General features: G+C 43.0%; 19 protein-coding genes and 1 pseudogene. 14 read left to right on the forward strand and 6 right to left on the reverse strand.

Translation table 11 applies throughout. From position 1 onward, the window contains the following. Nucleotides 1-14: 14 nt before the first annotated feature. The 5 genes from C0582_04150 (at nucleotide 15) to C0582_04170 (ending at nucleotide 6,021) form a co-directional block, all read left to right on the forward strand. Nucleotides 15-1,958 (forward strand): threonine--tRNA ligase, encoded by a 1,944-nt coding sequence (locus C0582_04150; GenBank protein PLX29727.1) that lies wholly within the window; start codon nucleotides 15-17, stop codon nucleotides 1,956-1,958. A 59-nt stretch (nucleotides 1,959-2,017) separates the two neighbouring features. Continuing rightward, nucleotides 2,018-2,515 carry a translation initiation factor IF-3 gene (locus tag C0582_04155; protein ID PLX29728.1) on the forward strand — a complete coding sequence of 166 codons (498 nt, stop codon included), beginning with the start codon at nucleotides 2,018-2,020 and terminating at the stop codon, nucleotides 2,513-2,515. 9 nt (nucleotides 2,516-2,524) lie between these two features. Beyond that, the gene (nusB, locus tag C0582_04160; GenBank protein ID PLX29729.1) at nucleotides 2,525-2,974 is read left to right on the forward strand and encodes a transcription antitermination factor NusB; all 450 of its coding nucleotides are present in this window, start codon (nucleotides 2,525-2,527) and stop codon (nucleotides 2,972-2,974) included. Between the two features lie 115 nt (nucleotides 2,975-3,089). Continuing rightward, complete coding sequence (hppA, locus tag C0582_04165) at nucleotides 3,090-5,174, forward strand: sodium-translocating pyrophosphatase (GenBank protein PLX29730.1); 2,085 nt, start codon at nucleotides 3,090-3,092, stop codon at nucleotides 5,172-5,174. A 118-nt stretch (nucleotides 5,175-5,292) separates the two neighbouring features. Then, nucleotides 5,293-6,021, forward strand: a complete 729-nt coding sequence (locus C0582_04170; GenBank protein PLX29731.1) for a hypothetical protein — start codon at nucleotides 5,293-5,295, stop codon at nucleotides 6,019-6,021. Nucleotides 6,022-6,032: 11 nt separating this feature from the next. Here C0582_04170 and C0582_04175 read toward each other — a convergent pair whose 3' ends face one another. Then, the gene (locus tag C0582_04175) at nucleotides 6,033-7,058 is read right to left on the reverse strand and encodes a hypothetical protein (protein PLX29732.1); all 1,026 of its coding nucleotides are present in this window, start codon (nucleotides 7,056-7,058) and stop codon (nucleotides 6,033-6,035) included. Nucleotides 7,059-7,106: 48 nt separating this feature from the next. Here C0582_04175 and C0582_04180 point away from each other — a divergent pair, with 48 nt between their 5' ends. The 3 genes and pseudogenes from C0582_04180 (at nucleotide 7,107) to C0582_04190 (ending at nucleotide 9,638) form a co-directional block, all read left to right on the forward strand. After that, a complete protein-coding gene (locus C0582_04180; protein PLX29733.1) occupies nucleotides 7,107-7,508 on the forward strand; it encodes a YraN family protein in 402 nt (133 codons plus the stop codon). Beyond that, nucleotides 7,480-8,055, forward strand: coding sequence for a hypothetical protein (locus tag C0582_04185; protein ID PLX29734.1), 576 nt, complete (start codon nucleotides 7,480-7,482; stop codon nucleotides 8,053-8,055). The genes C0582_04180 and C0582_04185 overlap by 29 nt, the downstream gene beginning before the upstream one ends. Before the next feature lie 81 nt (nucleotides 8,056-8,136). Next, nucleotides 8,137-9,638 (forward strand): annotated as a pseudogene (locus C0582_04190) (AAA family ATPase). A 19-nt stretch (nucleotides 9,639-9,657) separates the two neighbouring features. On the opposite strand, the gene gap reads toward C0582_04190, so the two are convergent. The 5 genes from gap to C0582_04215 all read right to left on the reverse strand — a co-directional run bounded on the left by gap (nucleotide 9,658) and on the right by C0582_04215 (nucleotide 15,630). Further along, on the reverse strand, nucleotides 9,658-10,665 hold the full coding sequence (gap, locus tag C0582_04195; GenBank protein ID PLX29735.1) for a type I glyceraldehyde-3-phosphate dehydrogenase: 1,008 nt from the start codon (nucleotides 10,663-10,665) through the stop codon (nucleotides 9,658-9,660). Between the two features lie 10 nt (nucleotides 10,666-10,675). Then, nucleotides 10,676-12,655 (reverse strand): transketolase, encoded by a 1,980-nt coding sequence (gene tkt, locus C0582_04200; protein PLX29736.1) that lies wholly within the window; start codon nucleotides 12,653-12,655, stop codon nucleotides 10,676-10,678. Between the two features lie 67 nt (nucleotides 12,656-12,722). Continuing rightward, nucleotides 12,723-14,273 carry a murein biosynthesis integral membrane protein MurJ gene (gene mviN, locus C0582_04205; GenBank protein PLX29737.1) on the reverse strand — a complete coding sequence of 517 codons (1,551 nt, stop codon included), beginning with the start codon at nucleotides 14,271-14,273 and terminating at the stop codon, nucleotides 12,723-12,725. Nucleotides 14,274-14,322: 49 nt separating this feature from the next. Further along, nucleotides 14,323-14,814, reverse strand: a complete 492-nt coding sequence (locus C0582_04210) for a hypothetical protein (protein ID PLX29738.1) — start codon at nucleotides 14,812-14,814, stop codon at nucleotides 14,323-14,325. Nucleotides 14,815-14,880: 66 nt separating this feature from the next. Beyond that, nucleotides 14,881-15,630 carry a hypothetical protein gene (locus C0582_04215; protein PLX29739.1) on the reverse strand — a complete coding sequence of 250 codons (750 nt, stop codon included), beginning with the start codon at nucleotides 15,628-15,630 and terminating at the stop codon, nucleotides 14,881-14,883. 51 nt (nucleotides 15,631-15,681) lie between these two features. Between C0582_04215 and rbfA the strand changes: the two genes are divergently transcribed. The 6 genes from rbfA (at nucleotide 15,682) to pnp (ending at nucleotide 19,407) form a co-directional block, all read left to right on the forward strand. Next, a complete protein-coding gene (gene rbfA, locus C0582_04220; protein PLX29740.1) occupies nucleotides 15,682-16,074 on the forward strand; it encodes a 30S ribosome-binding factor RbfA in 393 nt (130 codons plus the stop codon). After that, a complete protein-coding gene (locus tag C0582_04225; protein ID PLX29741.1) occupies nucleotides 16,064-16,303 on the forward strand; it encodes a hypothetical protein in 240 nt (79 codons plus the stop codon). The genes rbfA and C0582_04225 overlap by 11 nt, the downstream gene beginning before the upstream one ends. A gap of 108 nt (nucleotides 16,304-16,411) precedes the next feature. Further along, nucleotides 16,412-16,639 carry a hypothetical protein gene (locus C0582_04230; GenBank protein ID PLX29742.1) on the forward strand — a complete coding sequence of 76 codons (228 nt, stop codon included), beginning with the start codon at nucleotides 16,412-16,414 and terminating at the stop codon, nucleotides 16,637-16,639. Then, a complete protein-coding gene (locus C0582_04235) occupies nucleotides 16,636-16,959 on the forward strand; it encodes a hypothetical protein (protein ID PLX29743.1) in 324 nt (107 codons plus the stop codon). Before C0582_04230 ends, C0582_04235 begins: the two co-directional genes overlap by 4 nt. An 18-nt stretch (nucleotides 16,960-16,977) precedes the next feature. After that, nucleotides 16,978-17,247, forward strand: coding sequence for a 30S ribosomal protein S15 (locus C0582_04240; GenBank protein ID PLX29744.1), 270 nt, complete (start codon nucleotides 16,978-16,980; stop codon nucleotides 17,245-17,247). Between the two features lie 63 nt (nucleotides 17,248-17,310). Further along, complete coding sequence (gene pnp, locus C0582_04245; protein ID PLX29745.1) at nucleotides 17,311-19,407, forward strand: polyribonucleotide nucleotidyltransferase; 2,097 nt, start codon at nucleotides 17,311-17,313, stop codon at nucleotides 19,405-19,407. Nucleotides 19,408-19,412: the final 5 nt, after the last annotated feature.

Consider the following 19,412-nt stretch of genomic DNA (forward strand, 5'->3'; position numbering starts at 1 on the left):
ATTGATTTTTCATAATGAGTTTAAATAATAACACGATCAATCTAACGTTTCCGGACCAATCTGAACGCTCATACCCTATAGGGACAACCGGGCTTCAAGTTGCTGAATCCATTAGCGCAGGCCTCGCCAAGAAGGCTCTATTTGTAATTGTTAATGATCAACAGTGGGATTTGACACGCCCAATCAACTCTGATGAAACCTTTAAGATCATCACCCGTGATGATAATTTGGCATTAGAATTGATTCGCCATGATACAGCACATTTACTAGCTGAAGCCGTCAAAGAGCTCTACCCTGAAACACAGGTGACCATCGGGCCCGCCATTGAAAATGGTTTTTATTACGATTTTTATCGTCAGCAATCCTTCACAACAGAAGATTTTGTCAAAATTGAAAAAAGAATGGCCGAAATTGTCGATCGTGACGAAAAAATAGAGCGATTTGTCTGGCCGCGTAATAAAGCCATTGAATATTTTGAATCGATTGGTGAAATATTTAAAGCTGAGCTGATTCGTGATTTGCCGGAACATGAAGAGATTTCTGTTTATAAGCAAGGGGACTTTCTGGACCTGTGTCGTGGCCCCCATGCACCTTCAACTAAAAAAATTGGTAAATCCTTTAAACTAATGAAGCTTGCTGGGGCGTATTGGCGCGGTGATGCCAAACGCGAACAGCTGCAAAGAATATACGGCACGTCCTGGCGCACTGATAAAGAACTCAAAGATTATTTATATCGCCTGGAAGAGGCTGAAAAGCGGGACCATCGAAAACTGGGTCAACAAATGGATTTATTTCACCTTCAGGAAGAAGCGCCTGGATCTGTTTTTTGGCACCCACGTGGCTGGCAGCTTTATTTAGGTCTTCAACACTACATTCGCCAAAAAATATCCAAAAACGGCTACCAAGAGATCAACACCCCCCAACTGCTTGATCGAAAACTATGGGAAAAGTCTGGCCACTGGGAAAAATATCACGAACACATGTTTGTGACTCAAACAGAAGACGAACGTGTCTTTGCCCTTAAACCCATGAACTGTCCCTGTCATGTTGAAATGTTCAAACAAGGCATCAAGAGCTACCGCGATCTGCCCCTTCGACTGGCTGAGTTTGGCTGTTGTCACAGATACGAACCCTCAGGCGCCCTTCATGGCCTGATGCGTGTCCGAGCCATGGTTCAAGATGATGCCCATATTTTCTGCACGCCCGCGCAAATTCAATCCGAAACAGCTGCTTTTTGTAAGCTCTTATTTGATGTCTATCGTGATTTAGGGTTCGATGATGTCACCATCAAATTTGCAGACCGCCCTGAAAAACGTACTGGCTCCGATGAAACTTGGGATCAGGCTGAAAATGCGCTTAAAGGTGCGATTGATACCCTGGAGCTTCCCTATGAACTAAACGAAGGGGATGGTGCTTTTTATGGCCCCAAACTAGAATTTTACATCAAAGATGCCATTGGCCGGTCCTGGCAGTGTGGGACGCTTCAGTTAGACTTTATTTTGCCTGAACGGCTGGGCGCCAAGTACATTTCTTCAAATGGCAGTCAAGAAATACCCGTCATGCTTCATCGGGTTATCTTGGGCACTTTCGAACGTTTTATTGGGGTTTTCTTGGAACACCACGCAGGCCACATCCCATTATGGCTTGCACCGGTTCACGTAATCGTTGCACCCATCACCAACGATCAAGATGACTACACAAATATAGTGATCAAAACACTTCAAGATGCGGGGATTCGCTGCGAAGCTGATACACGGAACGAAAAAATTAATTACAAAATTCGTGAACATAGCTTAAAAAAGATACCGTATATCCTTGTACTTGGCCCAAGAGAAGCGCAAAACAATCAAGTTTCTATCAGAAAATTAGGCCATCAGGGATCACATACTCTTGATTTAGATTCAGCAGTGGCTAGACTGGTTGAAAAAATACAAACCAAAGGAAAACAAGATGATTAAAAACCAAGGAGGACATCATTAGTCGTTTCGCTCCCCCCAAACCCAGTACTGGGCCTCGAATGAACAATCAAATCAAAGCTGAAAAAATCAGACTGATCGATCAAAATGGAGAAATGCTCGGCGTTGTATCCGTTATCCAGGGCATTGAGAAAGCTAAAAACCTTGGCCTTGACTTAGTCGAAATTTCGCCAAATGCAGACCCTCCTGTTTGCAAAATCCTCGATAGTGGCAAGTATAAGTATGAACTTCAAAAGAAAAAAGCTGCTGCTAAAAAGAACCAAAAGGTTATTGAGGTTAAAGAAATAAAACTTAGACCTGTCACCGGTGAGAATGATTATCAAGTCAAATTAAAAAAAGCCTACGCCTTTCTTGAAAGCGGCAATAAAGTCAAAGCAATTCTCCGTTTCCGTGGCCGAGAAATAGCACACAAAGAACTTGGTGAAAAAATGCTCAGACGGTTCGAAGCTGATCTAATGGAAGTCGGAAAAGCAGAATTTCCGCTTAAGGCAGATGGTAAATTTTTACATATCATCTTAGCCCCTAACAAGCCTGCTTAGACCTCAGTCATGTCAAACAAGCAAAAAACCGTTGCCCGTCTCTCTGCGATTCAAGCGCTGTATCAACTTGAAAACCAAAACCAGACGCCAGAGCAAACATACCAAGAGTTTTTATCCTATCACTTCCCAGATAAGTCTCATCAAGACCTCTCCGCCCCAGACACAGACTTGTTCAAAAGCATATTTTTTGGAATACTTGAACGCAAGGAAAATATTAATGAGCTTATAAAAAACAACCTGCCGCCTCAATGGCACTTTGATCGCCTTGAAATGATTCTCAAAATCATTTTGCAAGCTGCCTGTTATGAATTAATCAGCTCAGTGGATCTCGATGCAAAAATCATTCTAAATGAGTATGTTAATATTTCATCTTCATATTTCTCTCAGAAAGAAACGGTTTTTGTTAACGGCGTTCTCAACACAATTGCCAGAGCACATCGCCCCGAATGTTTTTCCTAAAACTCTGGTACACAGAAGGAAATACAGCCCATAAACCAAATCTTCTTGCAGAAATGGGAAAAATTTGTCAGAAGTGATAAGGCTAATTTTATAAAAATACTTCAAAGAGGAACTTATGGACATCATATCACTCATTATTTTAATTTCTGGCGTCACTGCCCTTGGCTATGGCTTTTTTGTATCTAGATCCATCCTAGCTCAGTCACAAGGCACTGACAAAATGCGGGAAATTGCACTTGCTATTCAAGAAGGTGCTGCCGCTTATCTAAACCGTCAGTATCGCGCCATTACATATGTAGGGGTGGTCATTGCCCTCATCATTTACTTCACATTAGGTGCCCATGTTGCCATCGGCTTTGCTATTGGCGCTATCCTCTCTGCAATCGCTGGATACATTGGAATGAATGTTTCGGTTCGTGCAAACGTCAGAACAGCTGAAGCAGCACGCTCAAGCATCACAAAAGCGCTCAACATCGCTTTTCAGTCTGGTGCTGTAACCGGATTTCTCGTTGTTGGTCTGGCGCTTCTAGGCGTTTTTGCTTACTACTCTATTTTAGCTGAACAACACTCGTCCCGGTATGTGATTGAAGCCCTCGTTGGCCTCAGTTTTGGTGCTTCTTTAATATCAATTTTTGCGCGGCTTGGTGGTGGAATTTTCACCAAAGGTGCTGATGTCGGTGCTGACCTTGTGGGGAAAATTGAAGCGGGCATTCCAGAAGATGATCCAAGAAATCCAGCTGTTATTGCAGATAACGTTGGTGATAATGTTGGTGATTGCGCTGGTATGGCAGCAGATTTATTTGAGACCTATGTTGTGACTATTGTTGCAACCATGATGCTAGGAGCAATCTTTTTCGATGCAGCCATTGAAAAGTCAGCAATGGTTTATCCTCTTCTCATTGGGGGATCTTGCATTATTGCTAGCGTGCTAGGAACATTCTTTGTCAAGCTTGGTAAAAACGAAAATATAATGCAAGCGCTATACAAAGGTTTAATTGCCAGTGGTATTCTATCGTTTGTCTTTATTCTTGGTGCAACCCACCTACTGATGGGAGATAGCTCTTGGACACAAACGACAGGTCATCAAGTTGATTTTTGGACCATGGCGTACTGTAGCTTCATCGGCCTTGCCGTAACGGGCCTTCTTGTTTGGATTACTGAATATTACACATCAACAAGTTATCGTCCTGTTAGAAGTGTTGCAAAAGCGTCTGAAACCGGGCATGCCACAAACATTATTCAAGGCCTAGCCATTTCCATGGAAGCAACGGCACTTCCAATTATTGTCATTGTTATTGCTATCCTGTTTTCCGCTCACATTGGGGGGCTATACGGCATTGGAATTTCTGCCACAACGATGTTATCTCTGGCTGGTATTATTGTTGCGCTCGATGCGTACGGTCCCGTAACAGATAATGCTGGAGGAATTGCTGAGATGTCTGAGCTTCCGCCCGAAGTACGAAAAGTGACAGATGCACTGGATGCTGTTGGGAATACAACAAAGGCTGTCACAAAAGGATATGCCATTGGTTCTGCAGCCCTAGCCTCTTTGGTTTTATTTGCAGCTTATAACCAAGATATTAGCCACTACTTCCCGGATCTAACTCTTGACTTTAGCTTAACCAATCCATTTGTTGTGATCGGCCTTTTCCTAGGAGGGATGCTACCCTATCTTTTTGGAGCCATGGGTATGATGGCAGTAGGAAGAGCAGGTGGACAGGTTGTCATTGAAGTGAGACGTCAGTTCAAAGAAATCAAAGGGATTATGACAGGTGAAACCAAACCAGAATATGGCAAGGCTGTCGATCTTCTCACAAAATCAGCGATTCGTGAGATGATATTACCTTCTTTGCTACCAATATTAGCCCCTATTGTTCTTTATGTTGTTATTGCGCATCTTCTTCCTTTTGCCGGCAATAAAGAGGCATTTGAAGCAATTGGTGCCATGCTATTGGGTACAATTGTGACCGGTATCTTTGTTGCAATCTCCATGACATCTGGAGGGGGTGCATGGGATAATGCTAAGAAATATATAGAAGATGGTCACCATGGTGGAAAAGGGTCTGAAGCCCATAAAGCCTCAATCACCGGAGACACCGTGGGGGATCCTTACAAAGATACGGCCGGTCCAGCCATTAATCCAATGATTAAAATCATTAACATTGTAGCGATTTTACTCCTTGCAACCCTGGCGGGCTAATTCATCAAGAAAATAAATTAAAAGAGGGCTTAAATGCCCTCTTTTAATTTTTAAAAGCATATGACTCGACATTTGATTGAAAAAAGCCAATCAGATAAAGTTAGGGAAAAATAGTCTAATGGATTTTCAATTGTTTTATGTATACGTAGGCGTTGCAATTGGATTCTCTGTTGCCGCGCCGATCGGACCGATCGGTATCTTTTGCATCCGTCAAGCATCAGCCTACGGCCTTCTTGCTGGCGTCATAACAGGGCTGGGCGCCTCAATTGCTGATGCATTTTACACAATCATAGCCGGATATGGCGCCTCATTTGTTGAACAATGGATCAAAGACTACATGCATTACTTTGAGCTCGTTGGCGGTGTTTTTTTAGTCTATCTTGCAAATAAAATTCGACGCGCGTCGATAAAGTTTGATCAAGGCATGGATGAACAAAACCATAGTATGTTTCGAGCTTGTTGGACAACAATGATCATGACTTTTCTAAGCCCCATGACAACTTTCTTGTTTCTAGCCATGTTTGGAAAATTTGGCATTTTAAACGATCAGCTAACATCCTATCGTATTATTTCTCTCGCTTTAGGCGTCTTTGTAGGCGCTTTGCTCTGGTGGGTGATTCTTTCTTTGATTGTTGCCAAGCTGGTTGCCGCAGGCACATACTTATCACCCCAAAAGATGATGAAAGGCCCCTTCAAAAAACTACTGATTCCCCTAAGATGGCTCATACCCGAGCTGGAAACTCAAGATCAGTTAGATTTAATCTTGGTTATTAATCGTGTATCTTCTCTTTGTATTTTTATTTTTGGGGTTCTCATGATTCTATCTGGACTAGACGGTCTTATTTAAAACTGAAATCCTTAAGCAACAATTTGAAGCACTCTTTCTATTTTACCATTCTCCGGGTTAATCTCTAGCGTCCCAGAAGTAGCCTGATATCTTGTTTGTGAAAGCACGTCGCTGAATTCTTTTCCTTCATCATTTGATTTCTTCAGCGTTAAAAACACAACCGATGCGACATCAAAACCATAAAAAGAAAGAAGATGGGGTGGCTCATTATAATTTTTCTGGTAATTCTTTGTGAATTGCTGAACCAATCGATTATCAAAAGAGATATGAGGTGCTCGTTTTAGGACAGGATCATCTTTGATTTGTAGATTTTGAAAATCATAATCTCCTAAGAATGTCAGTTTAACATTAGGATTTGCCATTTTTAGGTAAGCTGCCACGGGCACACTCTCCAAATCCCAACCCATTACGATCACCAGTGAATATTGGTTTGAGTGCTCATTGAACTTAATTCTCTGGGCCTCTTGAGCGTTTTCAAGGTTATGAACCTGAAAAGAAAAAAGGTCTTGCTTTGTTGCAGCCTGGGCACAGGCGTATCCAAATTCACTTTTCGGCGCAAGCAGGTTGATTGATGAAATATGGTCATCAGATAAATACCCAGACGTCGCAAAAGAATTAATTTGTTGGCGCGGCGTTAAACCAAAATTAAATATATGAGAGGATGAGAGCTCCTCTTGATTTGAAAGGGTGAAAAAATAAGGCTGAACAAAAAATGAAAATTCTCTAATGGCTTCAATATCCTCTTTAAAAATAGGCCCTATAACAATTTGAATCATATCCAAACGAATAGCCTTTAGACATTGATCAAGTTTCTCAAGATCACTCCCCGTATCATAAATTTTCAGAACTGTAGAGGGTTTAAACTTAAAATAAGAGAGCTTTATGCCATTGAGAACAGCTTGTCCCATTTTAGCATTTTTACCTGACAAGGGGAGCAGAACAGCAACTTTTTCCATCATCCTCGGATTAGCAATGGCTTGATAAGAAAAAAGACAAAAGAAGAAAAGAACGAGTTTGATTAAAGATCTGTGTCTCATAAATTTTATTTCACTACCTGCTTATATATTTCCGTGTCATATTAAATCATGATCTTTGTTCATTTAAAAAAGATTTTTTCAACAAGCACACAAAAAAGATACTGGCCATGGCTTCGCGGATATGCTGCCGAGCTTCTGGCGAGTAGCTATTTGCTCTTTTGCGGATACAAGATCATCGCTCACAGAGTCAAAACACCATATGGAGAAATTGATCTTATTGCCAAAAAAGGGAGCGCTTATATTTTTATTGAGGTTAAGTACCGCGCCCATCATCATCAAGGTGCCTACGCCCTTACACACAAACAAATCAGAAGAATCACTCAAGCAGCGACCTCCTATCAACGCAACATACCACCCACCGCCCAAATAAGGTTTGATGTCATTTTAATAAATCGTTACTATCAGCTTAAACATCACCTAAATGCTCTTAGTATTGATCATGCACACTAAACACAGACTCAAAATTCTTCCTTTTTTACTCGCTTTATGCTTTCTGGTGGGGTGCTCATCTGCGCGCCGCGTTTCTCTAGCCGATAAATCTGTGAGTGACTTTGATTTAAGCAATAAAATTGATTATGCCCTCTTTAAAGAAAATATAGAAATCCTTGGGGATGTTTGTTACGCCATTTTTGAAGGACGTGTTTTACTCGCCTGCTCTGTTAAAACAGAGAAAGAGAAACAAATAGCCGAGAAAGTGGTTTGTGATATTAAATCCGTAGCAAAAGTTTACAATCATATTATTGTTGGACGTAGTTACAGCTCAACCGTAGATTATGTGAACGATAGCTATATTTCAAAACGGCTTGGCTGGTCTCTGCTTGTCATGGGTGACATCATGCGAGATGACTATACCTACGAAGTTTATCGGGGTATTGTATATATTCTTGGCAAAGCGCCAAACGAACAAATACGCCAAAAAGTTATCAATGCTGCGCGCAGCATAACAGGGGTTGAGAAAGTTGTAAGTTACATTACGCTTGATTCACCTAATTACTAATTTTTAGTTTTATCAACCAGTCAAGGGATGCTTCTTAGACGTTTGTGAGAGTGAACTCAAACAAAAGGAAGAGAGTGCGGTATGGTCGCTAAAATTCAAACGACTATTTTTCAAGGCATTGATATTGCGCCTATTGATGTTCAGGTCCAAGCAGCAAACGGCCTGCCTGGCATTCACATTGTGGGCCTGCCCGATAAAGCTGTCACCGAATCGCGTGAACGGGTTCGCAGCGCTCTTTATTCTATTGGATTTACGCTTCCGGCAAAAAAAATCACCATCAATCTCTCCCCCGCTGATCTACAAAAAGAAGGAAGTCACTTTGACTTTCCCATTACGCTTGCTTTGCTAGCAGCTTTGGACGTTTTAGACAAAACCTTAATCTCAGATGCTATTGCTGTTGGAGAGCTTGAACTCGATGGATCCATTCGTTCGGTCTTGGGCGCCTTGCCTATTGCCATGTATGCCTTTAACAATGGTAAAAAGATGATATGCCCTCATGATAATGCTGCTGAAGCCCAATGGATAGAAGGAGTGAAAGTATGTGCTTGCGCCTACGCTAACAGCGCTTATCCAAACGCTCAAAGGTGAAAAAACAATTTTAACGCCGCCTTCAACATTGAAACCTCCCATCAAATCACGACTTGATTTTCACACAAGTGAAGGGGCAAAAACTCGCTAAACGCGCGCTTGAGATTGCTGCGGCAGGTGGGCATAACGTTTTACTCAATGGGCCACCCGGCGCTGGGAAGTCCATGCTTGCAGAGCGCATGGTTTCCATTCTCCCCCCCTTATCACCGCAAGAATCTCTTGAAATATCTAGTATTCACAGTATTTCTGGCCATTTAAAACAAGGTCAACTGCTTCAAGAACGCCCGTTCAGAAACCCTCATCACTCAGCCTCTAAGGTGGCATTAATTGGGGGTGGAATAAAAGTGAGGCCTGGTGAAATTTCTCTGGCACATCACGGTGTTCTTTTTATGGATGAATTTCCTGAATATTCTCGAGATACCCTCGAATCCCTTCGTCAGCCCATTGAATCGGGGCAAGCGGTTATCGCCAGAGCCAATGCTCACATTACATTTCCAGCAAAATTTCAGCTGATTGCCGCCATGAATCCTTGTAAATGTGGATACTTCAACACACCACAAGCACAATGCCAGCCCCAAAGAAATTGTTCTCAACTTTATCAACAACGCTTATCTGGGCCGATTCTGGACCGTATAGATTTGCATTTGACCGTTGATCGGGTCACGCCACACGCCTTGAGCTCTCTAGATAGCGGCGAATCAAGTCCCGTTATAGCCAAACGGGTTGCGAATGCACGTCTTAAACAAACGGAACGCTTTCAAGATTTACCTTATGAAACCAATGTCCGCATTTCCAACAGGTATATTGAAGAATCTGGTTTTCTCTCCGAGCCAGCGAAAGCCATACTTAACCAAGCATCTGAAAAATATCATTTATAGGCACGAACGTATTATCGCAGCATTAAAGTGGCTTTAACCATTGCAGATCTTGCCCAAAGCACTGTGGTTAAACAAGACCACATGGCTGAGGCCCTTATGTTCCGCGGCATATTCTAGCAGAATGGCGCTCTAGAACTTATCCTAACTGTGTCATCACTGTTGCTGTATCAAGCATCCGGTTGGAAAACCCCCACTCATTATCATACCAGGAGAGGATGCGGCAGAACTGGCCTTGTACTACTTGTGTTTGAGTCACATCAAAAATAGAACTATGGGGATTGTGATTAAAGTCCGTTGAAACCAACGGCGCGCTATTAATGCCAAGGACGCCTTTTAAGGGCCCTTTTGCAGCGTCTTCCATCGCTTTATTGATTGCCTCTACAGTTGTTTTGGCGGGCGTGCGAAACGTAAAATCAACCAGAGAAACATTGGCTGTGGGCAACCGAATAGCTGTGCCATCTAGCTTACCTTCTAATTGTGGAAGAACCAATCCAACAGCCTTAGCGGCACCGGTTGATGTTGGGATCAGAGATAAAGCCCCGGCCCGAGCACGACGCAAATCACTGTGTGCCCGGTCAATGAGACTTTGATCACCAGTGTAAGCATGAATAGTTGTCATGTACCCGGATTCAATGCCAACAGTTTGATCCAGGGTTGCTGCCACAGGCGCTAAGCAGTTTGTCGTGCACGAAGCATTCGAAACAATGATATCTTGAGCTGTCAAAACGTGATCATTCACGCCATAAACAATTGTCTGGTCAGCATCGGGCGAAGGAGCTGAAATCAAAACTTTTTTTGCGCCCGCTTTTAAATGGGCAGATGCTTTTTCTTTCTTGGTGAATATGCCTGAGCACTCCATCACCAAATCTACATTCATCTCTTGCCAAGGCAGTTTGGAGGGATCGCGTTCTGACAACATACGGATTGAAAAACCGTCCCCTTTAAGGAATTCACCTTCAAGGGTACAGCTCTCTGTCAAAGGACCATGAACGGAATCATAACGCAACAAATGCGCAGATGTTTCTGGATCTGCCAAATCATTGATGGCCACTACTTCTAAATCACATTCCTGTCTTTCCAATAGCGCTCTTAAGACCAAGCGGCCAATACGGCCAAAACCATTAATAGCAATTCGTTTTTTCATATTCTCTTTCCTACTCTTCTAATGTTGATTTTATTTTTTTTACAAGCACATCAGGGGTAAGTCCAAAATGCCCATAAGCATCCTCTTTAGGCGCAGAAACACCATAAGTATCAATCCCAAAAACAGTCACTATTTGATTCAAGATAGAAGCCCATCCCTTTGATGTACCAGCTTCAATAACAAATTTTTTAACAGACTCATCCCCGATAATTTCTGTTTTTTCTTCAGGGGTTAACTGCTCGAAATAGTCTGTGCAGGGCATGGAAACCAAGGCCCCTTTATACCCTGCTTCGGTGAGTTTTTCATACACTTCTAGAGCCAGGGAAACTTCTGAGCCTGTAGCTATGAGTGTGAATTGAATCACAGAGCTATGACTACAAAGCCGATATGCCCCTTTTTTTGATTTATTATTTTCTCGCCAGCTGTTGAGTTGCGGCAAATTCTGTCGGCTCAACACAATGGCAGAGGGCCGTGATGTCTCTTGCAAAGCACACTGCCAAGCTTCAGCTGTCTCAACCAAATCTGCAGGACGAAACACCAAAAGATTGGGAATAAGCCTCAAGCTCATCAATTGCTCAATGGGCTGATGCGTTGGTCCATCTTCGCCAAGGCCAATCGAATCATGCGTTAACACATATATCACCCTCAACCCCATTAATGCTGAAAGCCTGATTGATGCCCGGCAATAATCTGAAAAAACCAAAAACGTGCCCCCATATGGAATAAAACCACCATGAGTCGCCAAGCCATTCATAATCCCAGCCATGGCATGTTCACGGATACCATAATGAATGTAATTACCAAAGGGGTGCTGAGCTTGTATGGCCATCATCCCTGCCACACGCGTATTATTTGATCCCGTCAGATCTGCAGATCCGCCGATAAGCTCAAGCACAAATTTAACCAAGTCTGATAAAACAACATCACTGCACTTGCGGGTTGCCATATCTTTATTTTCTAAATGAGTTGCCATGGTATGAGAAAAATCAGCCTTTGAATCAAAGGTTATCTGACGATTCAGTCTTTGAAAAAAATCGTCCCGCCGATCATCAGACAAAAGCTCAAGGGCATTGTGCCATTTAGAGTAAGCTTCGTTACACCGATGCGGCATAGCCTCCCAACTTTGCTTAAGCTCATCTGGAATCTCAAAGGGTTCATATGGCCAATCAAAAGCCTCACGAAGCAATTCTGTTTCTTGCGCCCCTAATGGACTGCCATGAACAGCCTCTGTCCCTGCTTTTGTGGGCGCGCCATATCCAATAACTGTTTTACACAAAATAGCTGTTGGCTTTTGGTTCTCAGCTTTGGCTGCTTGCAGGGCTGCATAAATAGCATCACAATCATGCCCATCAACCTTCACAACATGCCAGCCACAAGATTCAAAGAACTGTTGATGATCAATCGTAATGGCCAGCTCTGTTTTCCCATCAATAGTAATACCATTATCATCAAATAAAAGGGTTAGCTTGCTCAATTGCTGATGACCGGCAAAACTAATAGCTTCTTGAGTAATGCCCTCCATGAGGCAACCATCTCCAGCAAGAACATAGGTATCATGATCCATGAACTCTGGATATTGGTGCGATAACAATCGCTCTGCCATTGCCATCCCCACAGCATTGGCAACACCTTGACCTAAAGGACCTGTGGTTGTCTCAATACCATAAGCTGGATTATGCTCAGGATGCCCCGGTGTTTCAGAACCAAGCTTTCTAAAATTCTTAAGCTGGTCTAATGTCATGTTTTCGTACCCCGTCAGATACAAAACCGCGTAAAGCATCATCGATCCATGGCCCGCTGATAAAACAAAACGATCACGATCAGGCCACAAAGGATCTTGCGGGTTATATTTTAGGAAATCTCGATAGAGCACCGTCATCACGTCTGCCATGCCCATGGGCAAACCTGGATGGCCAGAACGAGCTTTTTCAACAGCATCAACGGCTAAAAAACGAATACAATCGGCTTGTTTTTTCAGAAAAGTAGTCATACCCGGCTCAAAATGTTTATCAAACACTACCCCAAACAGGGGCTTTTTTCCATGGAGAAAGTCTGTTTTATTTGTGTGCCGCAGACAAATGTTCCTGCACACGGCCCAATGTGTATGTACCAATCAAATAAGCAAACCCTAAATAAAAGAGCCCAGCGCAAGAAAGGGATAAAAGCGTCACAAACCATTGAGCAGAAATCATCGTCTGCACCCCCTGCATTACAACGGGATGTATCCACATCATATATCCAGTTAAAGCCGCTGTGGTTAAGAAAATCCGAGGGATAAAACGTTTTAATTTATAGTCTGCCTTTAAAAATCCTTTACGATAGAGTAATCCACCTAACAAAAGAGCATTTGCAAAGGCCGAAACGGCACTTGCAGTGGCCATCCCTATTTGATGATATTTTTGAATCAGAATCAGATTTAAACAAAAATTAAGCAAAACAGCTATTACGGCCAACACAACAGGGGTGCGGGTGTCACCGCGAGAAAAGAAACTTGTACTCAGCACCTTTACCAAAACATAGGCTGGTAAACCCGTGACAAAAGCAATTAATGTTTTGGCAGTTGGGTCAACATAAGCCACTTTAAATTTGCCATGAACATAAAAGCTGGCGATGATTTCATGCGCCATGAACATAAAAACAATCATAATGGGCAGAGAGAAAAACAACACAAACTCGATTGAGCGGTTTTGGCTTTTATGGGCATCATCAAATTCTCCCTTACGTAATTGCCGGCTCAATGTCGGCAGTAAAGCCGTACTAACCGCAGTGCCAATAATGCTAATAGGCAACTGGCTAAAGCGATCTGCATACTTCAAAAAGCTAAAACACTTCTCTGGAAGATAGGAAGAAAGCATCATATCAACAATCAGATTAACTTGCACAACACTTGCGCCCAAAGCAGCTGGCATTAGGCGACGAAAAAACATTTTAACTTTTGGCGAGAGTTTCGGAACTTTTAACCTCAGCCGCACACCAGATCTTTGGGAGGGAATAAAAACCCACAAAAATTGTGCCACCCCACACCCCAAAACACCCATCGCTAAAGCACTTGCAGGGTCTTGACCAAAATCGGGTGATAAGGCCAGTGTTGCGATAATCACCAAATTCCCAACAGCCGGGGATGAGGCCGCTGCAACAAATCTCTCAACCGAATTCAACATGCCACTAAAAAAGGCTGTCAAAGAAATGAACAATAAAAAAGGAAAGGTAATGCGAATAAATCCAACGGTTAACTCTAGGCGCTCTGGCTGGTCCTTGAAACCAGGCAGGATCCAGGGGATGATATTTTCAGCTTGAAGAACCATCAACAAAACAAAAATCGCTAAAAAACCAGCAAGTAAACTCAGGACAGACTCTGCAAATCGACGCGCCTCTTCAACGCCTTCACCGGCTAATGTGCTGCTAAAGATAGGAACAAACGAGGCGTTCAAGGCGCCCTCTGCAAATATGCGACGAAAAAAAGAAGGGAAGCTTATGGCAAAGTTGAGCGCATCCGTTGTGATAGAAGCACCAATGTAATGTGCTTGCAACCACTCTCTTACAAAGCCCAATAAACGGCTAACTGCTGTAAAACTTCCAACCGAAACCGCATTACGAATCAAGCGCATCTCAAGATCCTCTTACTTACACAAATCTGATGTATCCTATTTTGCTTTTCTATGCAACTTTGAGTGCCCCAAGTATTTTTTTCTGAGCTTGCCGCGCGTCGATGCTTTCGACCAATTCTATTTCACGATAGAAGCGGATCAGAGACTTTTGATAAAGCTGGAATTCCGTATAAGATTGATCACAATCAGGATTTTGGAATCCTTGATGCAGATCTCTCACAACCTCAGCAATTTGCTGAAGATCGCCAGAGAGAAGTTTTGTTTCATGCACAACAGACTTTTGGCTCCACAACATTCGATAAGACTTAGGTTTTGTTTTTAAAACAGCGAATGCCCTTTTGATCTCCGCTTTAGATGCAAGGGGACGAACACCCCGCTCCTTAAGGCGGTTCATTGGAACCCGGGCAATGAAATTTGGATTCGTAAACGATAAAAGCATAAACTCACCGCTCTCATCTCCGATGGTCATTGTCTCAAAAGATTTAATCTGGCCGATGCCGTTTAGCGGATCATGCAACCATTGGTTTACTTTGAATTTCATTCCATTTCCTCATACTCTTAAAGTATGATGTGGGAATCACGAACAACAAATTCAAGTAAAAGGGCTCTAACTTTTTAAAAATGCTTTTTTTCGCGCAAGTTTTCGGCTAAAAGCCTGCCAATCACGCAGTCCTAAATCTTTCTCAAAATTCAAAATATCCCTCTGCGCGCGCCTGCATACGTCATCTGATGGCCGCACATAACTTTCTGCCTTCAACGGATCTAACAAGCATTGGATCTCACAGGCTTTTTGTAAATGGTACTGGTAAAAGAAAGCCTCTTGCACCGTCCGACCACAAACGATTGTACCATGATTGCGCAACATAATGATTGGCACATGTGCATGTATTTGATTGGCAATGGTTTTCCCTTGTGTATCTTGATGAAGCGTCAAAGCATCATAATCAAAATAACCCACACGCTCATAGAAATGATAAGCATGCTGACTGATGGGCAAAATCCCCTGAGGGCAAGCAGAAACGGCAATAGATTCTGGGGTGTGAAGATGAAACACAGCTTGAATCTCTGGCCTTGCCTGATAAATAGCGCTGTGGATCGCATGCCCTGTTTGATTGATCTTGGCGTCTTTGGGTGCAATCAGGTTTCCAGAGAAGTCCATCTCAACCAAACAACTCTCATCCACCTCTTCAAATAACAAGCCAAAGGGCTGAATATAAAAATGAGGCTCTGTTAGGTGGCGGTGAGTCAAGTGGGTATAGGTAGCATCGTCCCATCCTAACATCGCAATGATTTGATAAGCCTTAGCAAGCTCGGATCGAATGGACTCTGACGTTAACATAATGCGCGCTTTTACCATTGTTTTCTGACACAATAGCGTTATAACAAACAGAACAAAACAAAGTTTTTTATGCGAATTTGTCTTTCCCCCAGATGTCTGAAGGTTGGTGAAGAAATCAAAAGATCTCTTGCAACGCTTTTCCTAGAGATCGCCATCATCGATCCTAGGTTAGAAGGCATAAGCCTCACTGTCACAGAGGCCCAAATGTCAACGGACGTCAAAACAGCAAGAGTTTTTTTACTCCCCCTTGGTGGAAAAAGTGCTGAAGAGGCAGTGGGTTATCTTAATGAGAACAAACCAAAAATTCGAAGTCTCCTGGCTAAGAAAATATATCTAAAGTATATGCCACACCTTATTTTTGTTCTCGATGATCGCTTTCACAAAAGTGATCGGATCAACTCAATGCTTAGCAATGATAAAGTTCAAAAAGACTTAAGCGTATCTTCAGAAGATGAATCTTAACGCTTACAGTGGCTGGATCAACCTTGATAAGCCCGCACATATAACGTCAGCCTGCTTATTGAACCGTCTCAAAAAACACCTCCCTAAAGTAAAGGTCGGCCATGCTGGAACGCTTGATCAATTAGCCAGTGGCGTTTTACCCGTTGCGGTGGGAGAAGCCACAAAACTCATCCAATATACGCAGAGCACCTGGAAAACATATGAGTTTGAGGTCACATGGGGCCAGTAAACAACAACAGATGACAGCGAAGGCGCGCCTCTTTTTGTTAGCGAGAAAAGACCAACGAAACAAGAAGTCTTAAAGCTTCTGCCCAGCTTTCTTGGCACAATTAGGCAAATGCCTCCTCAGTACTCAGCTCTTAAAATTGATGGCAAGCGTTCATCCGATCGCATTCGTCAAGGTGAAGACGTCCAACTTGAAGCCCGAGATATAATCATCTCTGAGTTGGCACTAACAGAGCACCCGCCCGATTTTTCTCGATTCACCATCGACTGTGGCAAGGGCACATATGTCCGTAGTTTGGCCAGAGATAGGGACTTAAGCTTGGGTGTTATGGTTATATAACGGCCTTAAAACGCACCCGTGTTGGCCCTTTTGATCTGAATAATGCTGTCGATGGTGAGAAATTCCTTGATCAAAATACCAACATTGATATAAAACCACACATACTATCATCGGATTATGTTCTGGGCGACATCCTGGATATAACGGTGACAGAAAGCCAAATCAAGCTATTGCGGTCTGGTCAAGCCATCAGAGTTAATGGTTTACAAAACACTGAAAACGATACTCTTGTTGCTTGTAAATCAGAAAAAAACGCACTTATTGCCATGGCTTTCTTTCAAGACGGGCTCCTACGTCCCAAGCGCGTCTTTAATATTTAACCAACTAAGGATAAAACGATGTCGATTACACAAGAAAAGAAACAAGAAATCATCAAAAAACACGCTCAGAACGAAAAAGATACAGGTTCTCCTGAAGTTCAAGTATCTGTTTTAACAGAGCGCATTAAAAATATGACTGAGCACATGAAAGTTCACAAAAAAGACTTACACTCACAACGCGGCCTGATCGCCATGGTGAACCGTCGTCGTCGTTTGCTCAAGTACATCAAAAACAACAGCGTTGAACAGTATCAAGCGTTGATCAAAGAACTCGGGCTTCGTCACTAGTTTTGTCTTTACCCGTTACTTTCAGCACTGACCTCAACCATTTGAATTTATAGGAATTAAGTTATGTTTAATATCATCAAAAAAACAATCAATTGGGGAGGTCAAGAGCTCTCTATCGAAACAGGGCGTTATGCTCGGCAGGCTGATGCATCTGTGATGGTGCAGATGGGGGGAACAAGCATTCTTGCAACGATTGTTGCGGCTAAATCTGCAACGCCTGGCCAATCTTTCTTCCCGCTTACGGTGCACTACCAAGAAAAAACCTACGCCATCGGTAAGATTCCCGGGGGGTACATCAAACGTGAAGGGCGTCCAACAGAGATGGAAACTTTGACATCTCGCCTGATTGACCGTCCCATCCGCCCGTTGTTTCACGCAAAATTTAAAAATAAAGTTCAGATCATTTGCTCTCTATTAAGTTATGACAAAGAGATGGATCCTTCTGCCTTGGCACTCATTGCAGCTTCTGCCGCAACCAGCCTATCAGGCGTTCCTTTCCAAGGTCCCCTCGCTGCAGCACGCGTTGGTATTATTAACGATGAGTTGGTGCTCAATCCAACCAATGATCTAATGGAAAACTCAAAACTAGATCTTATTGTTGCCGGAACGCAAGAAGGTGTTTTGATGGTTGAATCCGAGGCCCACCAGCTCTCAGAAGAGCAAATGCTTAAAGCAGTGATGTTCGGCCATGCTGGATTCAAGCCCGTTCTTGAAATGATTCAAGAGCTGAAAGATGAAGCTGGCAAACCAGACTGGGATGTAAGCACTCTTGAGGATGATTCAGAAGAAGCACGTAGAGACGAAATTTTCAAGCTGATCCAGGATGATCTCAAAAAAGCATATGGCTTCAAAGACAAGACGAAACGCCGACATGCTCTCGACGCCATAACAGCAAAGGTTTTCGAACAGTATTCAGTTGAAGAATTAACACCTGAGTTTGCAACACAACTTGCCTCTTTAATCAAAAGCCTCAAAAAAGAGTACGTCCGCGATCAACTGATCAAGACCCAAAAAAGAATTGATGGTCGTGAAATTGATCAGGTTCGTCCCATCGATATCGCTGTTGCGCCCCTTCCTCGTTGTCATGGAAGTGCTTTATTTACCCGTGGAGAAACGCAGGCCCTAGCTGTCACAACCCTCGGAACATCTGATGATGAACTGATGGTAGATGCCCTTGCCGGAGAATTCCGTGAAGGCTTCATGTTGCACTACAACTTCCCTCCCTTCTCTGTTGGTGAAACAGGCCGAATGGGAACGCCAGGCCGCCGTGAGGTTGGTCATGGAAAACTTGCATGGCGCGCTCTTCACCCAATGCTCCCTTCAAAAGAAGAATTTCCATACACCCTGCGTATTGTATCTGAAATCCTAGAATCAAATGGATCTTCCTCCATGGCAACTGTGTGTGGTGGATCACTCGCCATGATGGATGCCGGCATTCCTCTGAAAAGTCATGTTGCTGGAATTGCGATGGGCTTAATCAAAGAAGGAAAAGACTTCGTTGTTTTATCAGATATCTTAGGAGATGAAGATGATCTGGGCGATATGGACTTTAAAGTTGCAGGAACCAAAGAAGGTATTACTGCCCTGCAAATGGACCTTAAAATCACCAGTATCAGCGAAGAAATCATGAAGTCTGCTCTTGCCCAAGCTTTGCAAGGCCGCCTTCACATCATCGGTGAAATGGAAAAAGCCCTTCCTCAGTCTCGCGAACACCTCAGTGAGCACGCTCCTCAAATGGAAACACTGAAAATCGCCGTTGATAAAATCCGTGATGTCATTGGATCGGGTGGTAAAGTCATCCGTGAAATTTGTGAAAAGTCAGGCGCTCGGATCAATATTGAAGATGACGGAAAAGTCACAATTGCTGCTGTAGGCCAAGAAGGACTTCAGCTGGCCCTTGACATGATTAATGAAATCGTCCAAGATCCAGAAGTTGGTCAAATCTATAGTGGTAAAGTTTCCAAGCTTGTAGACTTTGGTGCATTTGTTGACTTCATGGGAACAAGTGGGTTATTACACGTCAGTGAAATCGCCCAAGAACGTGTTGAAAAAGTATCTGACCACTTTGCTGTTGGAGACATGATTGACGTCAAAGTTGTTGGCATTGACAATCGTGGCAAAATCAGGCTTAGTAGGAAAGAAATTATCACCCAAGACTAATAATA

The organism is Alphaproteobacteria bacterium (assembly GCA_002869105.1).
GTDB lineage: Bacteria > Pseudomonadota > Alphaproteobacteria > UBA7879 > UBA7879 > UBA7879.

Excerpts from the sequence above, each read along its gene's own strand:
- C0582_04230 (PLX29742.1), top strand. The coding sequence starts at position 16,412 with ATGCCTCCTCAGTACTCAGCTCTTAAAATTGATGGCAAGCGTTCATCC.
- hppA (PLX29730.1), top strand. The coding sequence starts at position 3,090 with ATGGACATCATATCACTCATTATTTTAATTTCTGGCGTCACTGCCCTT.
- tkt (PLX29736.1), bottom strand. The coding sequence starts at position 12,655 with ATGACTACTTTTCTGAAAAAACAAGCCGATTGTATTCGTTTTTTAGCC.
- C0582_04170 (PLX29731.1), top strand. The coding sequence starts at position 5,293 with ATGGATTTTCAATTGTTTTATGTATACGTAGGCGTTGCAATTGGATTC.
- C0582_04175 (PLX29732.1), bottom strand. The coding sequence starts at position 7,058 with ATGAGACACAGATCTTTAATCAAACTCGTTCTTTTCTTCTTTTGTCTT.
- C0582_04185 (PLX29734.1), top strand. The coding sequence starts at position 7,480 with ATGCTCTTAGTATTGATCATGCACACTAAACACAGACTCAAAATTCTT.
- C0582_04155 (PLX29728.1), top strand. The coding sequence starts at position 2,018 with ATGAACAATCAAATCAAAGCTGAAAAAATCAGACTGATCGATCAAAAT.
- C0582_04225 (PLX29741.1), top strand. The coding sequence starts at position 16,064 with ATGAATCTTAACGCTTACAGTGGCTGGATCAACCTTGATAAGCCCGCA.
- C0582_04240 (PLX29744.1), top strand. The coding sequence starts at position 16,978 with ATGTCGATTACACAAGAAAAGAAACAAGAAATCATCAAAAAACACGCT.
- C0582_04180 (PLX29733.1), top strand. The coding sequence starts at position 7,107 with ATGATCTTTGTTCATTTAAAAAAGATTTTTTCAACAAGCACACAAAAA.
- mviN (PLX29737.1), bottom strand. The coding sequence starts at position 14,273 with ATGCGCTTGATTCGTAATGCGGTTTCGGTTGGAAGTTTTACAGCAGTT.
- gap (PLX29735.1), bottom strand. The coding sequence starts at position 10,665 with ATGAAAAAACGAATTGCTATTAATGGTTTTGGCCGTATTGGCCGCTTG.
- rbfA (PLX29740.1), top strand. The coding sequence starts at position 15,682 with ATGCGAATTTGTCTTTCCCCCAGATGTCTGAAGGTTGGTGAAGAAATC.
- C0582_04210 (PLX29738.1), bottom strand. The coding sequence starts at position 14,814 with ATGAAATTCAAAGTAAACCAATGGTTGCATGATCCGCTAAACGGCATC.
- pnp (PLX29745.1), top strand. The coding sequence starts at position 17,311 with ATGTTTAATATCATCAAAAAAACAATCAATTGGGGAGGTCAAGAGCTC.
- C0582_04215 (PLX29739.1), bottom strand. The coding sequence starts at position 15,630 with ATGGTAAAAGCGCGCATTATGTTAACGTCAGAGTCCATTCGATCCGAG.
- C0582_04150 (PLX29727.1), top strand. The coding sequence starts at position 15 with ATGAGTTTAAATAATAACACGATCAATCTAACGTTTCCGGACCAATCT.
- nusB (PLX29729.1), top strand. The coding sequence starts at position 2,525 with ATGTCAAACAAGCAAAAAACCGTTGCCCGTCTCTCTGCGATTCAAGCG.